Here is a 23,122-nt window from a genome sequence, read left to right as displayed (position 1 = left end):
CATGGCTTCGGTATCCATCACCAAAACACCCTCGGCAGTGGATGAAAAACTCCCTCCGGTGAAGCTGGTCCTCGCCGGCGCCCAACACCTGCTGGCCATGTACGCGAGCATCGCGGCAGCCCCGCTCGTGCTGGCCGTCGCGCTGGGCCTGCCCCAGGAGCAGGTGATCTACCTTCTCGCCGTCACAGCGCTGACCAGTGGCGCGGCCACCATCCTGCAGTCCGTTGGCGTCTGGAACATCGGTGCGAGACTGCCCATCGTCCAAGGCACCACCTTCACGGCGGTGGCTCCGATGATCCTGATCGGCGGCCAGTGGGGTTTACCTGCCATCTTCGGCTCGGTGATGGCCGCGGGGCTGTTCACCTTCCTGGCTGCCAGGCACTTCAGCAAGGTCCTGTTCCTCTTTCCGCCCGTCGTCACGGGGACAACCATTACGGCCATCGGCATATCCCTCGTGCCTATTGCCGTGAACTGGATGAATGGCGGAGATCAGTCAGTTACGGCGATTTCTGTTCCGAACCTCCTGCTCTCGGTGGCAACGCTGGCGATCATCCTCGTGGTTGCCCGGGTCTTTGCGGGCTTCCTGGGGCGCATCGCGGTGTTGCTGGGCCTTGTCTTGGGGACGCTCCTGGCCCTGCCGTTTGGAATGGTGGACTTCTCCGGAGTCAGGGATGCTTCCGTCTTCGAGTTGCCCGCCCCGTTTGCCTTCGGCCTCCCGACATTTCACATTTCCGCGATCCTGGCCATGGTGCTGGTAATGCTCATCACCATGGTTGAAACCACCAGCGACGTCTTGGCGATCGGCGATATTACCGGTGAAAAGGTTGATGAAAAGCGTGTCGCTGCAACGCTTCGGGCAGACGGGCTCTCAACCCTGGTGGGAGGGATCTTCAACTCCTTCCCGTATACCGCCTATGCGCAGAACGTCGGCCTGATCCGGCTCTCGGGAGTGAAAAGCCGCTGGGCCATCGCTGCGGCGGGCGGACTGCTGATCCTCATGGGGTTGTTCCCCAAAATCTCGGCGGTAGTCGCGGCCATTCCCATGCCGGTTCTTGGCGGCGCCGCGATGGTGCTCTTCGGCGGGGTGGCCGCGGTGGGAATCGGGATCCTCGGCAAGGCAGACCTGAACAATCCCGGCAACCTGCTGATTGTCAGCGTGAGTCTCGGCCTGGCCATGATTCCGGTCAGCAAGCCCGGGATCTTCGGCAACTTTCCCGCTTCGCTGCAGATTGTCATGGATAACAGCATCGTGCTCGCCTGCCTGGGAGCGATCATCCTGAACCTCATCTTCAACGTCGTGGGCAAGAAGGGAACGGCTCCCGAAGCCCCGGTGCCTGAACGGATCCACTCAGGGGATCCGGTGAGGAGCTGAGCGGATCCGTTCAGGCCTGCCCCGGGCTGTCAGGGGTTCGGGGCGGGAACTGGAGTGGAGGCCAGCACCCGGCGCACCGGGCAGGCGGGAACGAGGAACCAGCAGATAACTGCAGCCACGGCGAGCACGACAGCGGTTATGCCGACGATGGTATTGGCGGGTGAGGGCAGTTCCTGCACCAGCACGAACACGCCCATGAGCAGCACGAAGATGCCGAAGCCCTTCCGCAGGGCAGCTTCCGGAATCCGGCCGGCCAGCCGGGCCCCGAGGAAGGAGCCGGCGACGGCGGCAGCGGTGACTCCGCCGACCAGAGCCCAGTCGAGGCTGACGCTGGTGAGGTAACCGCCGAGCCCGGCGAAGGACTTCATGGCGATGACGACCAGTGAGGTGCCCACTGCCACGGGCATGGACAGCCCGCCGAGCAGCGCCAGCGCGGGGACCACGAGGAACCCGCCGCCGGCGCCGACCAGCCCGGTGACCAGGCCGACGACGAGGCCTTCAACGACGACCTTGCCCACCGGCAGATCATTGTTGTGGGTTGCCGCAGAGACGTCCTTGCGGCCCCGGATCATCGCCATGGAGGTGGCCACCATCATGAGGGCGAAGGCGATCATGAGAATGGTTCCGGGGATATGCCCTCCCACGAGCCCGCCGCCGAAGGCCCCGGCCATGCCGGCGGCACCGAAGATCAGTCCGGTGCGCCACTTCACGCGCCCCTTGCGGGCGTGGGTGACAGCGCTGACGGCGGAGGTCACGCCGACGACGAAGAGTGACGCGGCGATGGCCTCCTTGGGGTTCATGCCCGCAACATAGGTCAGGATCGGTACGGTGAGGATCGACCCGCCCCCGCCGAGCAGGCCGAGAGACAGGCCGATCAGCACCGACAGCAGGAGGGTCGCGACGAGGGTGACGGTCATGGCGGGCGTTAGGCCTTCACAGCGGGCAGTGCAGCGATAACCGATTCACGCGTCGGCTCGTTGGCCGTCTTGTTCCACGGCATTGCGGACAGGGCCTTGCCCATGGCGCAGGTGTTGGTGGCCGCGGAGAAAGTGAGGCCGGCACCGACAACTCCGGCGACAGTGCGGATCCGGGGGGACAGGAACTTTCCGCCCGCCAGCCCCGCAATCACCAGTGAACCGGCCGCCATGCGCACCTGGCGTTCCAGGTCCCAGCGCTTGGCGCCTTCAACGGTCTCACCGCCGGCCTGCTGGAAGGCCGGAACGCCGCCGGCCAGGACATGGGCGTTGCCGAAGCCGACGCCGGCAAGGTTCTTCTTGGCTTCAGTGGCACGGACACCGGACTGGCAGACAAGCACAACCTTGGTATCGAGTTTGGCAGCGAGCTCGCGGGTGTGTTCTGCCAGCAACGGCAGCGGCACGTTGTAGGAGCCCAGGATGTGCAGGTTTTCGAATTCGGCGGCGGAGCGCACGTCGAGCACAACGACCTCCTCGCCGGAGGACATCCAGCCCTTGAGGTCTTCGGGGGTAACGGTCTGGGGAGTGTTGCTCATGGGGTTCTTTTCTCTCGAAGGTTTGGCGGGTTAGGCGTTTTGCGTCTGGCGCCAGGCGTTCCAGCCTGCGTAGCTGCCTTCGAGCTCGACGACGTCGAACCCGGCGCGGCGCAGGGCGGAGGCAGCCACCGAATTGCGGACACCGGACTGGCAGTAGGTCACGATGGTGCCCTCGGCCGGCAGCTGGTCGGTGTTCCAGAGCACGCGCCCGGCGCTGAGCTGGCCGGAGCCGGGCACATGGCCGGCAGCGTGCTCGGTCTTGTTGCGGACGTCCAGCACCAGTGCGGCGTTGAAGTCCTCCAGTTCCGCCGGGGAAATGGTCCGGGGTGTAGAGACCGGGAGCCCGTCCAGCGAGGTGATGTATCCGGCGACGGCATCGATGCCCACCCGGACCAAGTGGTCCCACATGTCCATGGCTGTTTCCTGGTTCCCGGCCAGCAGGAGAACCGGGCGGTCGTCACTTTCCGGGTCCAGGGCCCAGGCTCCGAAGCTGGCGAACTTCGTTCCGGCGGGGATATTCACTGCCCCCTGCACCGTGCCCTCATGGACCAGGCTGTGGGAACGGGTATCCACCAGTGAGATTTCGTCGGCAGCCAGACGGGCGGCAACCGTTTCCACCGGGATTTCAGTCAGTGCCGGGCGTTCGCCCATCACGGCCGGGCCCTGGCGGTTCTGGCGCTTCATCCGGCCAAAGTAGGCGTGCGCATCGGGCTGTCCGTCGAGCAGTGCGGCAACGAATCCTGCCTCGTCGTCGGCTTCCAGGAACGGGCCCCACCAAGCGAAGCTGCGCTCGTAGCCCACGGTGGAGGACGGGATGGCGCCGAGGGCCTTGCCGCAGGCGCTGCCCGAACCGTGGCCGGGGTAGACCTGGACGTAGTCAGGCAGGGTAAGGAATTTTTCCTTTAGGGAGACAAACAGGTCGTGCGCCCCGGCAAAGCGGGTGTCGACGCCGCCGGCGGCCTCGTCCAGCAGATCAGGGCGGCCCAGGTCGCCGGAGAACACGAAGTCTCCGGACAGCAGGAAGCCGGGGCTGTCGCTGAAGGCGCCGTCGGTGATCAGGAAGGACAGGTGCTCGGGGGTGTGACCGGGGGTATGCAGGGCCTTGACGGTGATGTTGCCCAGTTTGATGGCCGACTGGTCGAAGAGCCGCTCGCCCTCGAAGCCGTACTGCCAGTCTTGTCCGCCTTCGCCTGAAACGTAGATCTGTGCGCCGGTGGCGGCGGCGAGTTCGCGGGTGCCGGAGAGGTAGTCGGCGTGGATGTGGGTTTCGGTGACGGCAACGATCTTCATGCCGTTGGCGGCAGCAAGCCGGCGGTATACCTCGATGTCGCGGCGGGCGTCCACCACAATGGCTTCGCCCTTGGCCTGGCAGCCGATCAGGTAGCTGGCCTGGGCCAGGTCTTCATCATAAATACGTTCGAGAAGCATTTTTTCTCCTTGGATTCTTCCAGCAATTGATACCCGAGGGGTATCCGGGTCCAGGGGTGGTCCCGGTTGCGCCCCGGATCAGCGGGGCTGCAGCGGCCTAGCGGCTGAAGAGCCGGGCCAGCCAGCCCTTGGGGGCAGCTGAATTCCCGGCGGGCGGGTTTGCGGCGCAGGAACAGCGCTCGGCGCGGGGAATATGGGCCATGACCTGCTGGACATGCTGGCCGCATCCGGCCCAGGTCATTTTCCGGCAGTTGCGGCACGTAACGGCACGGCACATGGGTTTCTCCTTTGAGGCAGGTGGGTTGGGGGAAGAACCCCGTCTGCTTCGAGTCTGGCATATACCCCCAGGGGTATCCAAATCCCGCTTTTTCACCGATGACTAAAACCCCAGGGGGTATAAGCTGGTGGGACACGGACACGGAAAGGGGCAACCCATGCAGCTTGAGTCAGACGACATGAAACCAGCCATCAACAGGCTCAAGAGGGCCAGTGGGCAACTCAACGCTGTCATCCGCATGCTGGAAGAAGGCACCGACTGCAAAGCAGTGGTGACGCAGCTTGCCGCAGCTTCCAAGGCGATCGACCGGGCGGGGTTCTCCATCATCGCCACCGGCCTGGAACAGTGCCTGGCCAACGAGGATTCCACCGCCGACCGCGCCGATATGGAAAAACTCTTCCTCACACTGGCCTAGAACGGACAGAAAAAACCGGCGGCGTCGCAGGTGCGACGCCGCCGGTTGGATGTCTGGGCGGGAGTTGGGCCGGGCCTTGACGCTAGCTCGGCAGGGTGAGGATCTCGGCGCCGTCGTCGGTAATGGCGATCGTGTGCTCGCTGTGCGCGGTGCGGCAGCCGGTGGCGCTGCGGAGCGTCCATCCGTCGTCGTCGGTCACCAGCGTGGCGGTATCCGCCATGACCCACGGCTCCAGTGCCAGCAGCAGCCCTGGGCGCAGTTTGTAGCCGCGGCCGGGACGTCCGGTGTTTGTGATGTGCGGGTCCTGGTGCATGGTGGAGCCGACGCCGTGCCCGCCGAACTCGGTGTTCACCGGATAGCCGGCCGCGGTGAGGACGGAGCCGATGGCGTGCGAGATATCGCCGATCCGGGCGCCGGGGCCGGCGGCGGCGATGCCTGCGGCCAGCGCGCGTTCGGTGGCGCTGATCATGGCGGTATCCGCCGCTGAGACCGACTCACCCACGACAAAGCTGATGGCGGAGTCGGCAACCACTCCGGCCTTCGAGACCGCGAGGTCCAGGGAGACCAGATCGCCGTCGGCCAGCGTGTAGTTGTGCGGCAGGCCGTGGAGCACTGCGTCGTTGACGGAGGTGCAGATGTAGTGTCCAAACGGCCCGCGCCCGAAGGACGGGGCGTAGTCGACGTAGCAGGAGACGGCACCGGCTTCGAGGATCATGGCCTTGGCCCAGCGGTCGATGTCCAGGAGGTTGGTTCCGACGGTGCTGCGGGCCTTCATCGCCTGCAGGATGTCTGCGACCAGGGCACCCGTTACCTTTCCCCGCTCTATTTCGGCGGGGGTCATCAGCTCAATCATGTGGCGCCCTTCTCTTCTCCAATAACTATCCCGGCAATCGTATCGGCGCTTGGCGCAGGCGTCTCGCCTACCCCGTACGAATAGGCTGGGCGTCATGACAGCTTTGATCTCGCACACGTCCTTTGACAGCCTCAATGCCTTCGCCCAGTCGGTGTTCTGGAGCGGGGTGCTCGGATTCCGCGAGGACCCCGATGACCCGAACGGTCCGCAGGACGAGGAGTGCATGATCTTTTCCCCGGACGGCACCCAGCGGCTGCTGTTCATTGAAGTGCCGGACGCCAAGCAGGTCAAGAACCGCGTCCACCTGGACCTCCAGCCGGCCGAGGGCACCCGGGACCAGGAACTCGAGCGGCTGCTGGGACTGGGCGCCCGTGAAGTTGACGACCGGCGCCTGCCGGACGGAACCGGATGGGTGGTGCTTGCCGATCCGGAGGGCAACGAATTCTGCATCCTGCGCAGCGATGCCGAGCGGCGTGCTGCCGCGGGCAATCCCTAATGAAGGGTGTGGCCTGCCGCGTGCAGCAGGCCGCGGGCCGTTTCGTACTGCGCTGACGGAACCATGAGGATGTCGCCGTCAAAGGTCGAGACCACAAACACCGGACATCCGGCTGCGGAAAGCGGTGCGACCAGCGACGTCACCACGCCGGTCAGGCCGAAGGGAATGGGGCCGGAGGCATAAAGGGCAGCCCAGGTTCCGTCGATTTCGGCGGCGTCCGGGGCCAGCGCGGCGGGGCAGACAATCGAAAGTTCCTGCGGGGTACGGGTGACTGACACAAATCCGGCTGTTAGCCGAGCCGCCAAGAGGGCAGCGGGAGCCGCTGCCTCTGGCGGAAGCCGGGCGATCACGTAGTCCCCGGCAAGGACGTGCAGGTCTACGGAAGGAGTGGCCGGAAGGGGCATGGGTAGAGCTTACGGGTTGCTGGCCCGCGGCGCCCCGATGCCCGGGTCGATCTGGAACGGCCCGGACGCTGAGGGCCGCACATCGAAGTCGAAGATGGACGTCGGGATGTAGACCGTTGAGCACGAGTTGGGAATATCCACCACGCCCGAAAGCCGGCCCTCGATCGGCGCGGCCCCGAGCAGCAGATAGGCCTGCTCCGGGCTGTAGCCGAACTTGGTGAGGTAATCGATCGCGTGCAGGCAGGCCCGCTGATAGGACAGATGCGAGTCGAGGTAACGCTGCTCGCCGTCGAGCGTCACCGAGGTCCCGGAGAAGGCAATCCACTCGGTGAACTGCGGATCCACGTTCCCTGGCATGAAGATCGCGTTTTCGTGCACCCCGTAGGTGTCCATGCCGCCCTTGATGATGTCCACCCGCAGGTCGATGAAGCCGCCCATCTCGATCGCGCCGCAGAAGGTGATTTCGCCGTCGCCCTGGGAAAAGTGCAGGTCACCGACGGAGAGGTTCGCGCCGTCCACGAACACCGGATAGAAAATCCTGCTGCCCTTGGACAGGTTCTTGATGTCCTGGTTGCCGCCGTTCTCCCGCGGCGGCGCGGTGCGTGCGGCTTCGGCACCCACCCGCCCCCACTGATCCCGGGGCAGGCTGCCCAGCACGGCGTGTTCGGCCTCGGGCGGGAGGGCCAGCGGCGGCACCCGGTGCGGGTCGGTGGCGATCAGGTCGCCCTCGCGCTGGTTCCACTTCGCGAGCAGGGCCGCCGACGGCGCGGTGCCCATCAGCCCGGGATGGATCAGTCCGGTGAAGGAAACACCGGGTACGTGCCGGGAGGTTGCTCTCTGTCCGGTGAAATCCCAGATGGCTTTGTACGCGTCGGGGAACTGCTCGGTGAGGAACCCGCCGCCGTTCTCCCGCGCGAAGATCCCGGTGTAGCCCCAGCCCTGGCCGGCCAGCGGACCGCTGTCCTCCTGCGGAATGGGCCCGACGTCGAGGATATCCACCACCAGCAGGTCCCCCGGCTGCGCGCCCTCCACGGCAAACGGACCGCTGAGCTTGTGCACGGTCAGCAGCGGAGCGTTCAGGATGTCCTCGGCCGAGTCATCATTGACAATCGCGCCGTCGAACCATTCCCGGCAATCCACCCGGAAGGAATCGCCGGGCTTCAGTACGGCAACGGGCGGAATCTCCGGATGCCACCGGTTATGGCCCACCTTTTCCTGGTTTTCGAATTTCCTGGACGAATCAAGGGGAAAGACATTCTGGGGCATAACGGACTCCTTAGCTGGGTGCGGGCTTGTCTGTCCGGTTTAGTCGGGGCGGGGCAGCTTCCGGTGGAGCGGATTGGTGGTGATGTTTTGCGCGCCGGTTCGCGGGCCGGGTGCGGGGGAGCGGACGACGTCGGGCTCCGCCGCCGAACGCTGCGTCCTCTCGATCAGTTGATAAGCACTGGACGACGTGCGGGAAAGATTGGGGGCGGTGAAGCGCCGCGGCGAGGGTGCACCGCAGGCCGGGCAGGGGAGGGAACCGGGCGCGGAGCCCATGGGGCAGGAGAACTCGAAGTCTGAGCACTCCGGGCAGTGGTAGGCATAGAGCGGCATGGCCATCCCTTCAAGCAGCTGCGGGCGGCGATGGAGGAAAACGCGTGCCGCTCCGGCTTGCCCGCCAGCCTAGGGAGGGGGTTGTGGCGAGTCAACGCAGCGGCTGCAAGGGAACCGGGGCAGCCATCCAAGTAGTTTGCTCCTTAAACCACGGCTGGAATTGCAGCAATTGTCTCCGCTGGCATTTCGGGCGCATACCTTTTCACAAATCCGGGGATTGCTGCAGTCATATGACGGAGTTTGACGGCGGGTGATTCTGCTACGGTTCATCCGGTTGTCTCCAAAGAATCGGAGTTGTCATAACTCTTGAGATAATGTCATTGCTTATGAATTCCGACTCTTCACCTCCAGAGCACGTCTCAGGCAGTAATGACGGGTCAACCGTCACCGTTTCAGCAGCGGGCCATGCCGCCCCCGGCCGACCCGTTGGTCGGGTCAAGAAAGCCCTCCGACGCGTTGGCCATGTTGCCTCGCAGCCATCCTTCGGCATCCACCCCGGACTCGTTCCGGGCATCAGCGTCGAAGATACCGGTGCCAGCTTCCCGACCCGGCGCAGCGTGTTCATCTTCGCCATGGCCATTTCGCTCGCCGTGCTGGCCTGGGCAGCTGTTGCGCCGGAGAATCTCAATCTGGTGGGCACCACCATGCAGGGGTGGGTGGTCACTCGTTTCGGCTGGTTGTTCAACGCCACCGTGGTGGCCATCGTGGTGTTCATGCTGGTGGTGGGCTTCGGACCCACCGGCAAGATCCGCCTCGGTGCCGACGACAGCACACCTGAGTACTCCACCGCTTCCTGGATCTCCATGCTGTTTGCCGCGGGCCTCGGCATCGGACTGATTTTTTATGGACCGATGGAACCGCTCAGCCACTTCCTGAGCCCGCCGCCCTCTACGGATGCCGAGGCGGGCACCTCCGACGCCATCCTTCCGGCCATGACGGATGCCTTCCTGCACCAGGCCAGCATCGCCTGGTGCATCTACGCGCTGGTGGGCGGCGCCCTGGCCTACGCCTCATACCGGCGCGGGCGGCTGCCGCTGATTTCCTCCTTGTTTGAGCCGGTCTTCCCTGGCGGCAACAACCGCGTTCTGGGCAAGATCATTGATATTTTTGCCGTCCTGGTTACCCTCTTCGGAACTGCGACGTCGCTGGGCATTGGGGCGCTTCAGATCCGCACCGGAGTCTCAATCATTACCGGGGAGGAGTTGGGGAACGGGTTTGTCGTCGTCGCGATCACCATCCTGACCATTGTCTTCACGGTTTCCGCCGTGGCGGGCATCAAAAAGGGCATCCGGCTGATGTCCAATGCCAACATGGCCCTGGTTATCCTGCTTGCCGTTTTCGTCCTGCTGGCCGGGCCGACGTTCTTCGTGCTTGATCTGCTGCCCGTCGCACTGATCGCGTTTTTCGGGAACCTGCCGGACATGCTCACCGTCTTTGCCGGCCAAGGCGCCGGCGAAGAGGAATATCTGACTGCGTGGACCACTCTGTACTGGGCCTGGTGGATCTCCTGGTCCCCGTTTGTTGGGATGTTTATTGCGAAGATTTCCAAGGGCCGCACATTGCGCCAGTTCGTCACCGTTGTGGTCTTCGTTCCCTCTGCCATCTCCATTGGCTGGTTCACGGTCTTTGGCGGCAGCGCCATCTGGATGAACCAGAACGGAATGGACATGACGGTGAAGGGCGCGGGGGAGAACGTTATGTTCGACCTGCTCGGCAACCTTCCCTTCAGCTCCGTAATGTCGATTGTCTGCCTGCTTGCCATCCTGATCTTCTTCGTCACCGCTGCGGACTCCGCAGCCAATGTCATGGGTTCCATGTCCCAGTCCGGACGGCCCGTGCCCTCAAAGGCGGTCACAATTGTGTGGGCGGCTGCACTTGGGCTGATCTCCATGGCCCTGTTGCTGGCTGGCGGCCGCAACGCCCTCTCGGGACTGCAGTCCATCATGGTGACCTGCGCGCTGCCGTTCACGATCATTCTGATCGGGGTGATGGTTTCGTGGGCCAAGGAGCTCCGCAGCGATCCCTACATGATCCGGCGCCGGTATGCACTGGAGGCCATCAGCGGCGGCGTGCGCCGCGGCATTGACGAGCATGGCGATGACTTCGTGTTCGGCGCTGCGCACGTGCCGGAGGCCGAAGGCGCCGGCGCCGACTTCGAGAGCGGCGATCCCGCCCTCACGGACTGGTACACGGACAACGTGCAGGAGCCGGACGTCGTTGAGGGTCCTGAGGAGGAGCACTCGGAGGAGGATCAGCCGGACAAAGCGAAGGTTGGCGCCATCGACTAAGGCTCTGTCCGGGTAGAAACGGGAGCGGGAACCGTGTGGTTCCCGCTCCCGGTCTTTAATGAGCGGTGGGCTGGTCAGGCAATAACTTTCCGAGGTCTGGATTGCGCGGGATGGGTGCATGGGGACACGGAATCTTTGCCAACGATACGGCTGTTGATATTGCGCCTAAGAATGATTGGAATGATTAATGCAGGGAATTTCAATTGTTGGGACTTTGCGTATATCTGCCGGCTGTGCTGCCGGCAACTTCGATGCACTCTTCCGGGAGTCGGACCCGGGCGTGGAGCACGGTTCCGGCGGTTTGGAGTGGCCGCACTGTGACCAACCGGACCTTGGGTCCGTCGGTGAGATTCGTGCTGCCGCGGTATGATATGAGAGTGCTTGCCGCGCTTGCCTGGTGAATTGGAAGGTGCGGAGCAATTCACATGAATTAGAGTAATTTACGTCCTTGCACTAATGTTTAGCGTTATGAATTTCGACTCTTCACCCCCAGAGCATGTCTCCGGCAGTACCGACGGATCGAGCGTGTCCGGGTCTCCGGTGCGCAAGCCCGCCGGGCGTCCGGTTGAGCGTGTGAAAAAAGCGCTGCGTACTGCTGCTTCCGCCCCAGCGCTCAGCCTCCATCCCGGGCTGATCCCGGGCATCAGCGTTGAGGACACCGGGGTCAGCTATCCGACCCGGCGCAGCGTGTTCATTTTTGCCATGGCCATCTCTCTCACCGTTCTGGCGTGGTCGATCTTTGCGCCGGACAACCTCAGTTCCGTGGGCACCGGCATACAGGGCTGGGTGGTTGTGCATTTCGGCTGGCTGTTTAACGCCACCATGGTTGCCGCCGCGATCTTTATGCTGGTGGTCGGCTTCGGGCCGACCGGCAAGATCCGGCTGGGGGCCGACGACAGCACGCCGGAGTACTCCACGACGTCCTGGATCTCCATGCTGTTCGCAGCTGGTCTGGGCATCGCGTTGATCTTCTACGGGCCGATGGAGCCGCTCAGCCATTTCCTCTCCCCGCCGCCCTCGACTGATGCCGAGGCCGGCACCTCCGCCGCCATCCTGCCGGCCATGTCGATCACCTTCCTGCACCAGGCCAGTCTCGCCTGGGTCATCTACGCCTTGGTGGGTGGCGCCCTGGCCTACGCCTCGTTCCGGCGCGGCCGGCTGCCGCTGATTTCGTCGCTGTTCGAACCGGTCTTCCCCGACGGCAACAACCGGGTGCTCGGAAAGATCATCGACGTTTCCGCCGTGCTGGTGACACTGTTCGGCACCGCGACCTCGCTGGGCATCGGCGCGATCCAGATCCGCACCGGAGTCTCGATCATTACGGGCCAGGAGTTGGGCAACGGCTTCGTCGTCGTCGCCATCAGCCTCCTGACGGTTGTCTTCACCATCTCCGCGGTCGCCGGCATCAAGAGGGGCATCCGGCTGCTCTCCAACCTCAACATGACCCTGGTCATTCTGCTGATTCTCTTTGTCCTGCTGACCGGGCCGACGTTCTTCCTGCTCGATCTGCTGCCGGCCTCGCTCATCGCGTTTGCCGGCAACCTGCCGGACATGCTGACCGTCTTCGCCGGGCAGGGCGCCGAGCAGGAGGAGTTCCTGACCGGCTGGACCACCCTGTACTGGGCCTGGTGGATCTCCTGGTCGCCGTTCGTCGGCATGTTCATCGCCAAGATTTCCAAGGGCCGCACCCTGCGCCAGTTCGTCACCGTCGTCGTCTTCGTTCCCTTGACCATCTCCGTCTGCTGGTACACGGTCTTCGGCGGCACCGCCATCTGGATGAACCGGAACGGGCTGGACCTGACGGTGGAGGGCACCGGAGAGAACGTCATGTTCGATCTGCTGGCCAACCTGCCGCTCAGCTCCGTGACGCCCATCGTGTGCCTGCTCGCGATTCTGGTCTTCTTCGTCACCGCCGCGGACTCGGCCGCCAACGTCATGGGCTCGATGTCCCAGTCGGGCCGGCCCGTGCCCTCTAAATCGGTGACCATCATCTGGTCGGTGGCACTCGGGCTGATCGCCATGTTCCTGCTGCTGGCAGGCGGCCGCAACGCCCTCTCGGGACTGCAGTCCATCATGGTGACCTGCGCGCTGCCGTTCACCATCATCCTGGTCGGCGTGATGGTCTCCTGGGCCAAGGACCTGCGCAACGACCCGCTGATGATCCGGCGCCGGTACGCGCTGGAGGCCATCAGCGGCGGGGTGCGCCGCGGCATTGACGAGCACGGTGACGACTTCGTCTTCGGCACCGCGCACGTGCCGGAGGCCGAAGGCGCCGGCGCCGACTTCAAGAGCAACGATCCCGCCCTCACCGACTGGTACACGGACAACGTGCAGGATCAGGACGTCTTAGAGGGTCCGGAGGAGGAGCAGCCGGACAAAGCGAAAACCGGCGCCATCGACTAAGGCTCTGTCCGGGTAGAACAGGGAGCGGGAACCGTGTGGTTCCCGCTCCCGGTCTTTAACGAGCGGTGGGGCTGGTCAGGCAATAACCCTCCGGCGTCTCCGGGGTACCTTGCGGGTTCCCGGCAGACTAGGCTGTGGGCCGTGGACGGGAGCCAGCCATGACGCAAAGGACCTATCCGGCGGGCGTGCCGAGCTGGATCGACACCGAGCAGCCCGACGTCGACGCGGCCGCTGAGTTCTACGGCGGGCTCTTTGGTTGGACCTTCGAAGACGCCACGCCGCCGGGCGTCCCGGGCCGCTATCTGATAGCAAGGCTCGATGGCGGGGACATCGGCGGGCTGGCCGGCACCTCCGGGGCTGCCGCGTCATGGAACACCTATATAGCCGTAGACGACGCCGATGCCGCCGCCCGCCGGCTGGAATCCCTGGGCGCCTCCGTGACGTCCGCCCCTGTCGATGCGGGCGAGGGCGGCCGCGCCGCGGCGCTGGCCGATCCGGACGGCGCCGGGTTCCGCCTCTGGCAGGCCCGACGGCGGCCGGGGACGCAGGTGGTCAATTCACCGGGGGCGTGGAACTTCAGTGATCTCCATACGCCCGACGTCGGCGCGGCCACGGCGTTCTACCGTGAGGCGTTCAACTGGGAGGTCGACGACCTTGGCTACGGCTGGCTGGTCCGCAGGCCGGGCTACGGCGACCACCTGGCGGCGACGGTGGACCCCGACATCCGCGAGCGGCAGGCGGCAGTTTTTACGCCTTCCGGCTTCGAGGATGCCGTCGCCTGGATTGCGGCAGCCACCCCGAGAGAACGCCCGCACTGGCATGTGACGTTTGCCGTGGCCGACCGTGACCAGACGGCCGCGTTGGCCGGGCGGCTTGGCGCCACCATCCTGGACCAGGACGATGAGCAGTGGTCCCGCACAGCGCTGATCCGCGACCCGCAGGGCGCGGCATTCACGGCCAGCCAGTTCACGCCGCCGTCGGGCTGAACCGCCTGTATCCAGGGAACCTGGGCGGGAACGGTTAGGCATCCGTGGGGGCGGGCCGCCGGTCGCGGGATCTGTGTGCCCACCAGCAGCCGGCGGCGATGCAGGCGGTGAGGGCAACGGTGGACAGCAGCTGCGTCCGGGCGGCGCCGTCGAAGCAGCTCAGGATGAGGATGGTTGCCAGCAACCCGATTCCGGCCAGCGTCAGGTAAGGGAAGGCCCGCATCCGCAGCATGAGGTCCTGGCCGGTGCGGTCAGCCTTGCGGCGGAGCACAAACTGGGACAGCAGCACCGACGCCCACACCAGGAGAATGGTCGACCCCACAAGATTCAGCAGCGCCGGGAGGACGCGGTCCGGGAAGAAGAGTTCCAGCACGGTGGAGACGATGCCGACGGCTACCGACAGCAGCACGGCGAGAACGGGAGCCTTTGCCTTGTTCAGCTTCAGCACCGCCTTGGGGGCGTCCCCGCGCTCGGCCAGCGAGTAGAGCATCCGGGAGGCGCCGTACAGGTTGGCGTTCAGTGCCGACAGCAGGGCGACGGCGGCCACGAGGACGATGGCGGTCTCCGCTCCCGGAATCTGCGCGGTAGCCAGGACCGCGGCGAAGGGGGAGCTGAGCGCTTCGGATTCCCACGGAACGACCAGGACGATCACGGTCAGCGAGCCGATGTAGAAGACCAGGATCCGCCAGACAACCGTCCGGATGGCCTTGCCCACGCTCCGGACCGGATCGGCCGTTTCAGCCGCGGCGACGCTGACGATCTCCGTGCCGCCAAAGGCAAAGACCACCACGAGCAGGGCGGCCGCGATGCCGGGCCAGCCGGCCGGAGCAAAACCGCCGTGGTCAAAGAGGTTGCCCAGCCCGGGGGAGGCGACGTTGGGCAGCCAGCCGAAAACCAGAGCCGCGCCGATCGCCAGGAACACGATGATGGCGGCGACCTTGAGGATGGCGAACCAGAACTCGAACTCACCGTAGTTCTTCACTCCCGTCGCATTGATGAGGGTGAACACGGCGATGAAGGACAGGGCCATCAGCCAGACCGGGACAGTCGGCAGAACGGAGGAGAGAAGACCGGCAGCACCGATGGCTTCGGCGGCGATCACCACCACAAGCTGGAACCACCAAAGCCAGCCGACGGCGGAACCGGCAGTCTTGCCGAAGGCCTTTTGCGTGTAGACGGAAAACGCCCCGCTGCTGGGATTCGCTGCTGCCAGTTCACCCAGGGCCTGCATCACGATGATGACCAGGGCGCCGGCAACCAGATAGGAAATCAGGACGGCCGGTCCGGCTGCCTGCACGCCCACACCCGAGCCGAGAAAGAGTCCGGCACCGATGGCACTGCCCAGGCCCATCATGGTCAGTTGCCGGGAATTCATCGATCGTCCCAGTCCGGGCCGCGTCGCGCGCAGCGCACCGGTTGTTGTCGTATCAGCAGTCATGCAGATGCCTCACAAGCGTAGGGAGGCGGAGAAAACCCGCCTCGGAAAAACAAGGGGCTGCCCGCGGCACAACCGGTGAGTGGAAGAGGATCCGTCCGTGCCTGGCACCCGACGTGACGCTAGTCACAAAATATGGGGTGGGCAAATTGGCCGCTGAAAACTGTGCAATTTGTACATAAAAAGAGGCACTGCGGGTCGTTTTATGATGCACTCTGTCCGGCGATCGCTGTGCAGCTTGTTTATGTGAGCGAAATTACCCTAGCCTCGTCGGGAAGCGCTCCGGCGCTGCGACTATCTTTCACCTCCGGCTCACCAGGAGAACCCCCATGAACATTCCGCACCGTGCCGGACTCGAAAACTTTCCGCCCTACCGCCAGGGAAAAACACCCGGCGGCACCAACGGGCTCAAGGCATTCAAGCTTTCCTCCAATGAGAATCCGTACCCGCCGCTGCCCTCCGTGATCGAGGCCGTGACCGGAGCGGTTTCGAGCATCAACCTGTATCCGGAAATAGCGGCCGGGGAACTCACCGCTGCCATCGCCGGCCGGTGGGGCGTCTCCGCGGAGAACATTGCACTCGGCGCCGGGTCCGTTGAGGTCGCCAGCCAGATCATCCTCGCCGTCACGAACCCGGGCGACCAGGTGATGTTTGCCTGGCGGTCCTTCGAGGCCTACCCGCTGCTGGCCACCTCCGCGGGCGCCACACCGCAGCCCATTCCGCTGACGGCCGACGGCGGGCATGACCTCGCCGCGATGGCTGCCGCGGTCACCCCGAGGACGCGGCTGATTTTTGTCTGCAACCCGAACAACCCCACCGGCGCAGTGCTCAGCGCCGCGGCGGTGGAGGCGTTCATCCAGTCGGTGCCCGCTGACACGCTCGTCGTCCTCGATGAGGCCTACGTCCACTTCAACCGCGACGCGGACACCGCCGTCGGCATCGACATGTTCCGCAAGTACCCCAACGTTGCAGTGCTGCACACGTTCTCGAAGGCCTACGGCCTGGCCGGGCTGCGGCTGGGCTACGCCATCGCGGCACCGGAACTGGTCACCAACCTGCGCAAGGTCGCCGTTCCGTTTGGCGTGACGTCGCTGGCCCAGACCGCCGGCGTGGCCTCCCTGCAGGCCGAGAACGAACTGCAGGAGCGGATCGACATCCTTGTTCAGGAGCGCCGCCGCCTGCACGAAGGCCTGCTGGAGGCCGGCCTGCCCGTCCAGCCCTCGGAGGCGAACTTCCTCTGGCTCGACAGCGGAGACCACACCGCGGCACTGGCCGCACTGTTCGAGGAGAAAGCCCTCTCCGTGCGCGTCTTCGCCGACGAAGGCATCCGCATCACCGTTGGTTCTCCCGAGGCCAACGACCGGATCCTGGACGTGGCCCGGCACGCCGCCGCCCTGCTGGCACCCCTGCACTAACCTCAAGGAATACAGACATGACAGAGCACCCGAACGTTTCCGACGTCGTCGCCGAGGTATGCGCGCGGCACACCGAGGTTGTTTTTGGCCTGATGGGCAACGGCAACGCGTTTTTCACCTCCAACCTCACCGCCCGGGGCCTGCCGTATATCAGCGCCCGGCATGAGGCCGGAACAGTCGCCATGGCCGACGCCTATTACCGGGCCTCGGGCAAAGTTGCGGTGGCAACGGTGACCTACGGGGCAGGGTTCACCAACTCCCTGACCGCCCTCACCGAAGCGGCCAAGGCACGCACGCCCATGGTGGTTGTCGTGGGCGAAGCGCCGACCACCGGTCCCCGGCCGTGGGACATCGACCAGTTGATGGTCGCCCGGGGCCTGGGCGTCCTGACCCTCAGCGTCGGCACCGGAAACGCCGAGCGTCTCGCGGAAGAAGCCTGGTCCACCGCCCGCCGCGAACGGTGCCCCGTTGTCCTGTCCATTCCCTACGACCTCTCCAACGAACCCGCCGGGCCTCAGGAAACTTCAGCACAGCCGCTGCCGGTCGTTCGGACGGCACCGGAACCCGCCGTCGTCGAACACCTGGCTACCCTGCTGAACCGGGCCAAGCGCCCGCTTTTCCTGGCCGGCAACGGCGCCGTGATCTCCGGCGCGGGGACGGCCCTGGTGGAGCTGGGCGATAAGCTCGGCGCCCTGTTCGCCACCTCCGTCATGGCCCGCAACAGCCTCGATACCCCCTGGGACCTGGGCATCGCCGGCGGGTTCGCACGGATGGCGCCGCTGCAGCTGATGCGCTCCGCTGACCTGGTCCTCGTGGCCGGCGCCAGCCTCAATGCCTTCCAGACCAGGTACGGCTCGCTGTTCGCCGAGGATGCCGAGGTCATCCAGATCGATGAACTTGCCGCCCCGACCAACCCCCGGGTCTCCACCTTTGTGCAGGCCGATGTCCGGGAAACGGCCCTTGCGCTGACCGCCGCGGTCTCCGCCGTCGACGGCTGGCGGACCGAACACCCTGAGGTGACCACTTCCGCGTTCGCCCAGGACCAGCCGGCAGAGGAATTTGCGGCCGACGGCCGGCTGAACCCGCGCGCCGTCGCCCAGGCCCTCGATACCCTCCTGCCGACCGAGCGCACCATCGTCCAGGACGGCGGGCACTTCTGCGGCTGGATCCCGATGTACTGCGAGGCGCCCGATCCGCAGGGCCTCATGATGGTGGGCACCGCGTTCCAGTCCATCGGCCTGGGAATCCCTGCAGCGGTGGGTGCGGCGGTGGCCCGCCCGGACCGCACCACCGTGCTGATCGCCGGCGACGGCGGGGCCCTGATGGCCCTGGCCGACCTCGAATCAGCTGTCCGTGCCATTCCGAGCGGTGTGATGGTGGTCTTCAACGACGCCGCTTACGGCGCCGAAGTCCATCAGTACGCAGCCCGCGGCCTGGACGATACCGCCATGCAGATCCCGGAAGTCGACTTCAGCGCCCTCGGCATTGCCATGGGTGCGCAGGGCGTGAAAGTGCGTTCCCTGTCCGACCTTCAGATGCTCAAGGAATGGCTCTGCGCCGGTGCCGAGGGCCTCTTCGTGCTTGATGTGGCCGTCACCCAAACCGAGGTTGCCGATTACATGCGCGAAAGCATGGCGCCCATTCTCGCTGCGGATGCCGCCCGGCGCTGATCGGGCTGAGCGGGGCTGGGCACCACTGCCTGACCCGGGCTCGAGGCGCTGTGGCGCAGAGTTCGGCCTTCGTCACACTTCACCGGATTAGAACCCCGTGCGGTTACGATAATCCCACCTCAGAGCCGAGATGGGTGGCCCGCTGGGGGATTTCGAACGTCGTTGACAGTCTGGCGGCGCCTTTGATTCGAGCAACGAAAGTGACGAGATGACAACGATGTCAGAGCTGCCTCAGGCATGCACCTTTTCCGACGCCCCCGCCACCAAGTCGGCAGGCCATGTGATTGTTGATTCGCTGGCTGCCCACGGGGTGGAACGCACGTACGTGGTGCCCGGTGAGAGCTTCTTGGATGTGCTGGACGGGCTGCACCACTCACCGATCGAGACGATCGTGTGCCGGCACGAAGGCGGGGCCGCGTATATGGCCGAGGCTGCCGGCAAGATGCAGCAGCTGCCCGGGATCGCCATGGTCACGCGCGGGCCGGGCGCCGCCAACGCGCACGTTGGCCTGCACACTGCCTGGCAGGATTCCACGCCGATGGTGCTCTTTGTGGGCCTGATTCCGTTTGAGCACCGGGACCGTGAAGCTTTCCAGGAGTTCGATATCAAAGCCTGGTTCGACACGGGAGCCAAACGCGTCATGGTCCTGGACCACCCGGAGCGGGCCTCCGAGATTGTGGCCGAGGCGATCTTTGCCGCCATGAGCGGCCGTCCCGGCCCCGTCGTCGTCGGCCTTCCCGAAGACATCATCCGCAAGGAAATCAGCGCCGTCCTGCATCCGCCGATTCCTGTTGCTCCCGGCGGCATGACCGTGACGGATTGGAAAGCGCTGCAGGCTGCGCTGAAGGAAGCGGACAAGCCGCTGTTTGTCACCGGTGGCAATGACTGGACGCAGGAAGGCGCGGATGCCCTCACCCGGTGGCTGGAGGAACACCACCTCCCCGCCGCCGCCGAATGGCGCTGCGAAGGAACCGTACCCTTTGACTCACCCTCCTACGTCGGACCGATCGGGTACGGCCGGCCGAAGCCCACCTACGACCTGCTCGAAGAGACGGACCTGCTGGTCTTTGTCGGCACCGTGCCCGGTGACGTGCTCACCGATGGCTTTGTCGCCCGGCAGGACTGGGGCAAGAAGAACTTCCTCGTCACAATCGATCCCTCGCTGCGCGGCCGCTCCGGTCCGGTCTCCTACCAGATCGTCGCCAAGCCGGACGTCTTTGTCCGTGACCTGGTGCTGATGGATCTGCCGGTCAAGGACGAATGGAAAGCCTGGACCTCCCGCATGCGCGGTGAACAGGAATCATTCGCCGCCCTGCCGACGGCCGCCCCCGGCCAGGGGCCGGCGAAGATGGACACGCTGATGGCACATCTGGTGCCCACGCTGCCCGACGACGCCATGGTCACCCTGGGCGCGGGCGAGCACACCAACTGGGCCCACCGGTACTTCCCCACGAAGCGGTACGCCTCGATGGTCAGCGCCCGCAACGGTTCCATGGGGTACTCCGTGCCGTCGGCGGTCGCTGCGTCACTGACCTACCCGGGCCGGCGCGTGGTGACGATTGCCGGTGACGGCGAGTTCCTGATGAACGGCCAGGAGCTGGCCACGGCCGCCCAATACGGGGCCACTCCGCTGGTGATCGTGATGGACAACCAGGAGTACGGCACGATCCGCACCCACCAGGAGCGCCACTATCCGGACCGGGTCTCCGGAACCCAGCTGAAAAACCCCGAGTTTGCGGTGATGGCCCAGGCCTTTGGCGGTTTCGGCATCAAGGTGGAGCGCGACCCCGATGTGCCCGCCGCTGTCGAGGCAGCCCTTCGGGCCATTGATGTGGACAAGACCTTTGCGCTCATCCACCTGGTCGTGGAACAGCGGGTTCGGGCCTACTGATGAAGGGCCGCAGAGGGGAGGACGGCGGCTCTCAAGGTCATAACCCGCACCCGGAACCCTAGGATGGAGGGGTGACCGGAACCTCGAAGTCCCCCAGCCCGTCCTCCGCCGCAGACTCCGCTGACCCGGCGTCGGCCAGCAACCTCAGTTCCCTGCAGGCAGCCCGCTCAGCGGTGTCGGCACTGACTGCGGCAGGGGTGCGCGACGTCGTCATCGCCCCGGGCTCGCGCAGCGCCCCGCTGGCCTATGCCCTGGCGGAAGCCGAAGTGCAGGGCCGGGTGACGGTCCACGTGCGGATCGACGAACGGGTCGCGGGCTTCACCGCCCTGGGCCTGGCGCGCGGCGGACACCGGCCGGCCGCCGTCGTCACCACCTCGGGCACCGCGGTGGGCGAATTGATGCCGGCCGTGATGGAAGCCCATCACGCCGGTGTGCCGCTGGTGGTGCTCTCGGCCGACCGCCCCGCGGAACTGCACGGCACCGGGGCCAACCAGACGACCGTCCAGCCCGGCATCTTCGCCCAGTTCCCCGCCTCCACCGCAAACGTCCGTGCCGGCGATGACCCGGCAGGGGCGATCAGCGCGGCCTTCGACGAGGTCAGTGCCGGCAACCCGGTGGGACCGATCCACATCAACCTGCAGTTCCGCGACCCGCTGATCCCGCAGGACGGTGACACCGGCGAACTGGCAGCAGCCTACGCCGAACTCCCGGACGCGGATCTGCCCGCCGACCCCGTCGCCACCGGACGGGAAGCCGCAGTGCTGGCGAACCACGACGGCACGCACCGTGCCGTGGTCATTGCCGGCGACGGCGCAGGGGAGATCGCCGCCCTGTTTGCCCGCCGTGCCGGTCTGCCGCTGCTGGCAGAACCGTCCTCCAATGCGCGCTTCGGCCCCAACGCAATCAACGCGTACCGGCTGCTGCTCGAGGAGCTGGGCCCGGAGATCGAGCGGGTGGTGGTCTTCGGCCGTCCCACACTGTCCCGTCCGGTGGCCGGCCTGCTGGCCCGCCGCGATGTGGAAAAGGCGATCTACGTGCCGCGGCCGGTCAACTGGTTCACCCCCGGCCGCCGGCCCGAAACCATCATCACCGACCTGTCCGGCCTCTTCGACTTCGCCGGCCGAGGCACTCCCGGCTGGCTCGGGCGCTGGCAGAAAGCCTCCGCTGCAGCGACTGCAGCAATCGCCTCCCTGCTGGACGGGCAGAGTGAACTCAACGGCCTGCACGTCGCCGACCTGGTCTGGGACCACACCGACGGCAACCTGGTGCTCGGCTCCTCCAACCCGATCCGCGACCTGGACCTGATGGCCGCCCCGGACTGGCACCCGCTGGACGTCTACGCCAACCGCGGACTGGCCGGCATCGACGGCACCATCGCCACGGCGTCGGGCATCGCGCTGGCCAACGGCATCCCCACCCGCCTGCTGCTCGGCGACCTGACCTTCCTGCACGACGCCGGCGCCCTCCTGCTCGGCACCGGCGAACCCGAGCCCGACCTGCAGATCGTGGTGCTGAACGACGGCGGCGGCGGCATCTTCTCCACCCTGGAGCACGGCGCGCTGGGGGAGGAGCAGGCGGAATACACCGCCGTCGTCGAGCGCTTCTTCGGTACGCCGCACACCGCTGACCTGGCGGCGCTGGCCGCTGCCTACGGGGTGCAGTACCAAGTGGTCCGCAGCATTGAGGAGCTCGACGCCGCCCTGGACGCCCCTATTTCCGGCCGGTCCATCCTGGAGGTTCCGGTGCAGCGGGCCTCGCTGCGCGGGCTGCATGCGAAGGTCAAGGGCGCGGTCCAGGCGGTGCTGGCACCCCGCGCCAGGTAGCCCGGCATAACGGCCCGGAAACGGGAACAGCCCTCCCGCACGCAATGTGCGGAAGGGCTGTTGCCGTGCAAGCTGCAGCGGCTAGAGGACCTTGGAGAGGAACTCGCGGGTGCGCGGGTGCTGCGGGTTGTCCAGCACGTCCGTGGGGCGGCCCTGCTCGACGACGACGCCGCCGTCCATGAAGACCACGCGGTCGCCGACCTCGCGGGCGAAGCCGATCTCGTGGGTCACCACCATCATGGTCATGCCCTCTTCGGCCAGCTTGCGCATGACGGCGAGCACGTCGCCCACCAGTTCCGGGTCCAGGGCGGACGTGGGCTCGTCGAAGAGCATCATGTCCGGATCCATGGACAGCGCCCGGGCAATGGCCACACGCTGCTGCTGCCCGCCGGAGAGCTGGGCGGGGAAGGCTGCGCCGCGGTCGCCCAGGCCCACCTTGTCCAGGTTCTTGCGGGCGATCAGCTCGGCCTCGGCCTTGCCGCGCTTCTTGGCCCGGCGCTGGGCCAGGGTCAGGTTCTTCAGCACGTTCAGGTGCGGGAAGAGGTTGAACTGCTGGAACACAATGCCGATCCGGGTGCGGACCTTGTCCAGGTCCGTCTCGGGATCGGTGATGTCCACGCCCTCCACCATGATGGTGCCGCTGGTGGGCTCCTCCAGGCGGTTGACGCAGCGCAGCAGAGTGGACTTGCCGGACCCGGACGGGCCGATCACGCAGACCACTTCGCCCTGGGCCACATGGAAGTCGATGCCCTTGAGGACCTCGTTGGAGCCGAAGCTCTTGTGCAGGTTCCGCACTTCAATGGCGGGGACCGCGGTGTTGGCGGCGGCGGGGGAGCTGAATGCTGCAGTGCTCATGGCAG

The 23,122-nt window shown here is 65.8% G+C and carries 20 protein-coding genes; 10 read left to right on the top strand and 10 right to left on the bottom strand.

Annotated elements, in window-relative coordinates:
• The first annotated feature begins 1 nt into the window (after window position 1).
• Window positions 2–1,372, top strand: a complete 1,371-nt coding sequence (locus KKR91_RS14355) for a nucleobase:cation symporter-2 family protein (RefSeq protein WP_210227773.1) — start codon at window positions 2–4, stop codon at window positions 1,370–1,372.
• A 29-nt stretch (window positions 1,373–1,401) separates the two neighbouring features.
• Here the strand turns inward: KKR91_RS14355 and KKR91_RS14350 are convergent, their stop codons facing one another.
• The 4 genes from KKR91_RS14350 to KKR91_RS14335 form a co-directional block, all read right to left on the bottom strand.
• On the bottom strand, window positions 1,402–2,289 hold the full coding sequence (locus KKR91_RS14350) for a sulfite exporter TauE/SafE family protein (RefSeq protein ID WP_210227774.1): 888 nt from the start codon (window positions 2,287–2,289) through the stop codon (window positions 1,402–1,404).
• 8 nt (window positions 2,290–2,297) lie between these two features.
• The gene (locus KKR91_RS14345; protein WP_210227775.1) at window positions 2,298–2,882 is read right to left on the bottom strand and encodes a rhodanese-like domain-containing protein; all 585 of its coding nucleotides are present in this window, start codon (window positions 2,880–2,882) and stop codon (window positions 2,298–2,300) included.
• A 30-nt stretch (window positions 2,883–2,912) separates the two neighbouring features.
• Window positions 2,913–4,310 (bottom strand): MBL fold metallo-hydrolase, encoded by a 1,398-nt coding sequence (locus KKR91_RS14340; RefSeq protein WP_210227777.1) that lies wholly within the window; start codon window positions 4,308–4,310, stop codon window positions 2,913–2,915.
• Window positions 4,311–4,407: 97 nt separating this feature from the next.
• The gene (locus KKR91_RS14335) at window positions 4,408–4,587 is read right to left on the bottom strand and encodes a hypothetical protein (protein ID WP_210227778.1); all 180 of its coding nucleotides are present in this window, start codon (window positions 4,585–4,587) and stop codon (window positions 4,408–4,410) included.
• Between the two features lie 157 nt (window positions 4,588–4,744).
• Between KKR91_RS14335 and KKR91_RS14330 the strand changes: the two genes are divergently transcribed.
• Window positions 4,745–5,002 carry a metal-sensitive transcriptional regulator gene (locus tag KKR91_RS14330; RefSeq protein ID WP_210227779.1) on the top strand — a complete coding sequence of 86 codons (258 nt, stop codon included), beginning with the start codon at window positions 4,745–4,747 and terminating at the stop codon, window positions 5,000–5,002.
• Window positions 5,003–5,084: 82 nt separating this feature from the next.
• Here the strand turns inward: KKR91_RS14330 and map are convergent, their stop codons facing one another.
• Window positions 5,085–5,855 carry a type I methionyl aminopeptidase gene (gene map, locus KKR91_RS14325; protein ID WP_210227780.1) on the bottom strand — a complete coding sequence of 257 codons (771 nt, stop codon included), beginning with the start codon at window positions 5,853–5,855 and terminating at the stop codon, window positions 5,085–5,087.
• Between the two features lie 94 nt (window positions 5,856–5,949).
• Here map and KKR91_RS14320 point away from each other — a divergent pair, with 94 nt between their 5' ends.
• Window positions 5,950–6,351 (top strand): VOC family protein, encoded by a 402-nt coding sequence (locus tag KKR91_RS14320; protein WP_210227782.1) that lies wholly within the window; start codon window positions 5,950–5,952, stop codon window positions 6,349–6,351.
• Here KKR91_RS14320 and KKR91_RS14315 read toward each other — a convergent pair.
• The 3 genes from KKR91_RS14315 to KKR91_RS14305 are packed head-to-tail and all read right to left on the bottom strand — an operon-like array spanning window position 6,348 to window position 8,351.
• Window positions 6,348–6,755, bottom strand: a complete 408-nt coding sequence (locus KKR91_RS14315; protein ID WP_210227784.1) for an ACT domain-containing protein — start codon at window positions 6,753–6,755, stop codon at window positions 6,348–6,350. The two genes, KKR91_RS14320 and KKR91_RS14315, sit on opposite strands and share 4 nt — an antisense overlap.
• A gap of 9 nt (window positions 6,756–6,764) precedes the next feature.
• A complete protein-coding gene (fmdA, locus tag KKR91_RS14310; protein ID WP_210227785.1) occupies window positions 6,765–8,021 on the bottom strand; it encodes a formamidase in 1,257 nt (418 codons plus the stop codon).
• Window positions 8,022–8,060: 39 nt separating this feature from the next.
• Complete coding sequence (locus tag KKR91_RS14305; RefSeq protein WP_210227787.1) at window positions 8,061–8,351, bottom strand: FmdB family zinc ribbon protein; 291 nt, start codon at window positions 8,349–8,351, stop codon at window positions 8,061–8,063.
• 326 nt (window positions 8,352–8,677) lie between these two features.
• Between KKR91_RS14305 and KKR91_RS14300 the strand changes: the two genes are divergently transcribed.
• The 3 genes from KKR91_RS14300 (at window position 8,678) to KKR91_RS14290 (ending at window position 14,028) form a co-directional block, all read left to right on the top strand.
• Entirely contained in the window at window positions 8,678–10,639 is a 1,962-nt protein-coding gene (locus KKR91_RS14300) for a BCCT family transporter (protein ID WP_210227789.1), read from the top strand.
• Window positions 10,640–11,107: 468 nt separating this feature from the next.
• Window positions 11,108–13,042 carry a BCCT family transporter gene (locus KKR91_RS14295; RefSeq protein WP_210227791.1) on the top strand — a complete coding sequence of 645 codons (1,935 nt, stop codon included), beginning with the start codon at window positions 11,108–11,110 and terminating at the stop codon, window positions 13,040–13,042.
• A 158-nt stretch (window positions 13,043–13,200) separates the two neighbouring features.
• Window positions 13,201–14,028, top strand: coding sequence for a VOC family protein (locus KKR91_RS14290; RefSeq protein WP_210227793.1), 828 nt, complete (start codon window positions 13,201–13,203; stop codon window positions 14,026–14,028).
• A gap of 34 nt (window positions 14,029–14,062) precedes the next feature.
• Here the strand turns inward: KKR91_RS14290 and KKR91_RS14285 are convergent, their stop codons facing one another.
• Complete coding sequence (locus KKR91_RS14285; protein ID WP_210227794.1) at window positions 14,063–15,466, bottom strand: amino acid permease; 1,404 nt, start codon at window positions 15,464–15,466, stop codon at window positions 14,063–14,065.
• A gap of 326 nt (window positions 15,467–15,792) precedes the next feature.
• On the opposite strand from KKR91_RS14285, the gene hisC reads away from it, so the two are divergent.
• The 4 genes from hisC to menD all read left to right on the top strand — a co-directional run bounded on the left by hisC (window position 15,793) and on the right by menD (window position 22,262).
• Window positions 15,793–16,878, top strand: a complete 1,086-nt coding sequence (gene hisC / locus KKR91_RS14280) for a histidinol-phosphate transaminase (protein ID WP_210227795.1) — start codon at window positions 15,793–15,795, stop codon at window positions 16,876–16,878.
• 17 nt (window positions 16,879–16,895) lie between these two features.
• Window positions 16,896–18,548 carry a thiamine pyrophosphate-binding protein gene (locus KKR91_RS14275; RefSeq protein WP_210227796.1) on the top strand — a complete coding sequence of 551 codons (1,653 nt, stop codon included), beginning with the start codon at window positions 16,896–16,898 and terminating at the stop codon, window positions 18,546–18,548.
• A 208-nt stretch (window positions 18,549–18,756) separates the two neighbouring features.
• On the top strand, window positions 18,757–20,439 hold the full coding sequence (locus KKR91_RS14270; protein WP_237687391.1) for a thiamine pyrophosphate-dependent enzyme: 1,683 nt from the start codon (window positions 18,757–18,759) through the stop codon (window positions 20,437–20,439).
• A 71-nt stretch (window positions 20,440–20,510) separates the two neighbouring features.
• The gene (menD, locus tag KKR91_RS14265) at window positions 20,511–22,262 is read left to right on the top strand and encodes a 2-succinyl-5-enolpyruvyl-6-hydroxy-3-cyclohexene-1-carboxylic-acid synthase (RefSeq protein ID WP_210227798.1); all 1,752 of its coding nucleotides are present in this window, start codon (window positions 20,511–20,513) and stop codon (window positions 22,260–22,262) included.
• An 81-nt stretch (window positions 22,263–22,343) separates the two neighbouring features.
• On the opposite strand, the gene KKR91_RS14260 is transcribed toward menD, so the two are convergent.
• The gene (locus tag KKR91_RS14260; protein WP_210227800.1) at window positions 22,344–23,117 is read right to left on the bottom strand and encodes an amino acid ABC transporter ATP-binding protein; all 774 of its coding nucleotides are present in this window, start codon (window positions 23,115–23,117) and stop codon (window positions 22,344–22,346) included.
• Window positions 23,118–23,122 lie beyond the last annotated feature (5 nt).

This window comes from Arthrobacter jiangjiafuii (genome assembly GCF_018622995.1).
In the GTDB taxonomy this organism is placed as follows: Bacteria; Actinomycetota; Actinomycetes; order Actinomycetales; family Micrococcaceae; genus Arthrobacter_B; species Arthrobacter_B jiangjiafuii.
Note: the sequence above shows the minus strand (reverse complement) of the source record. Positions and strands in the feature narration are given on the sequence as shown.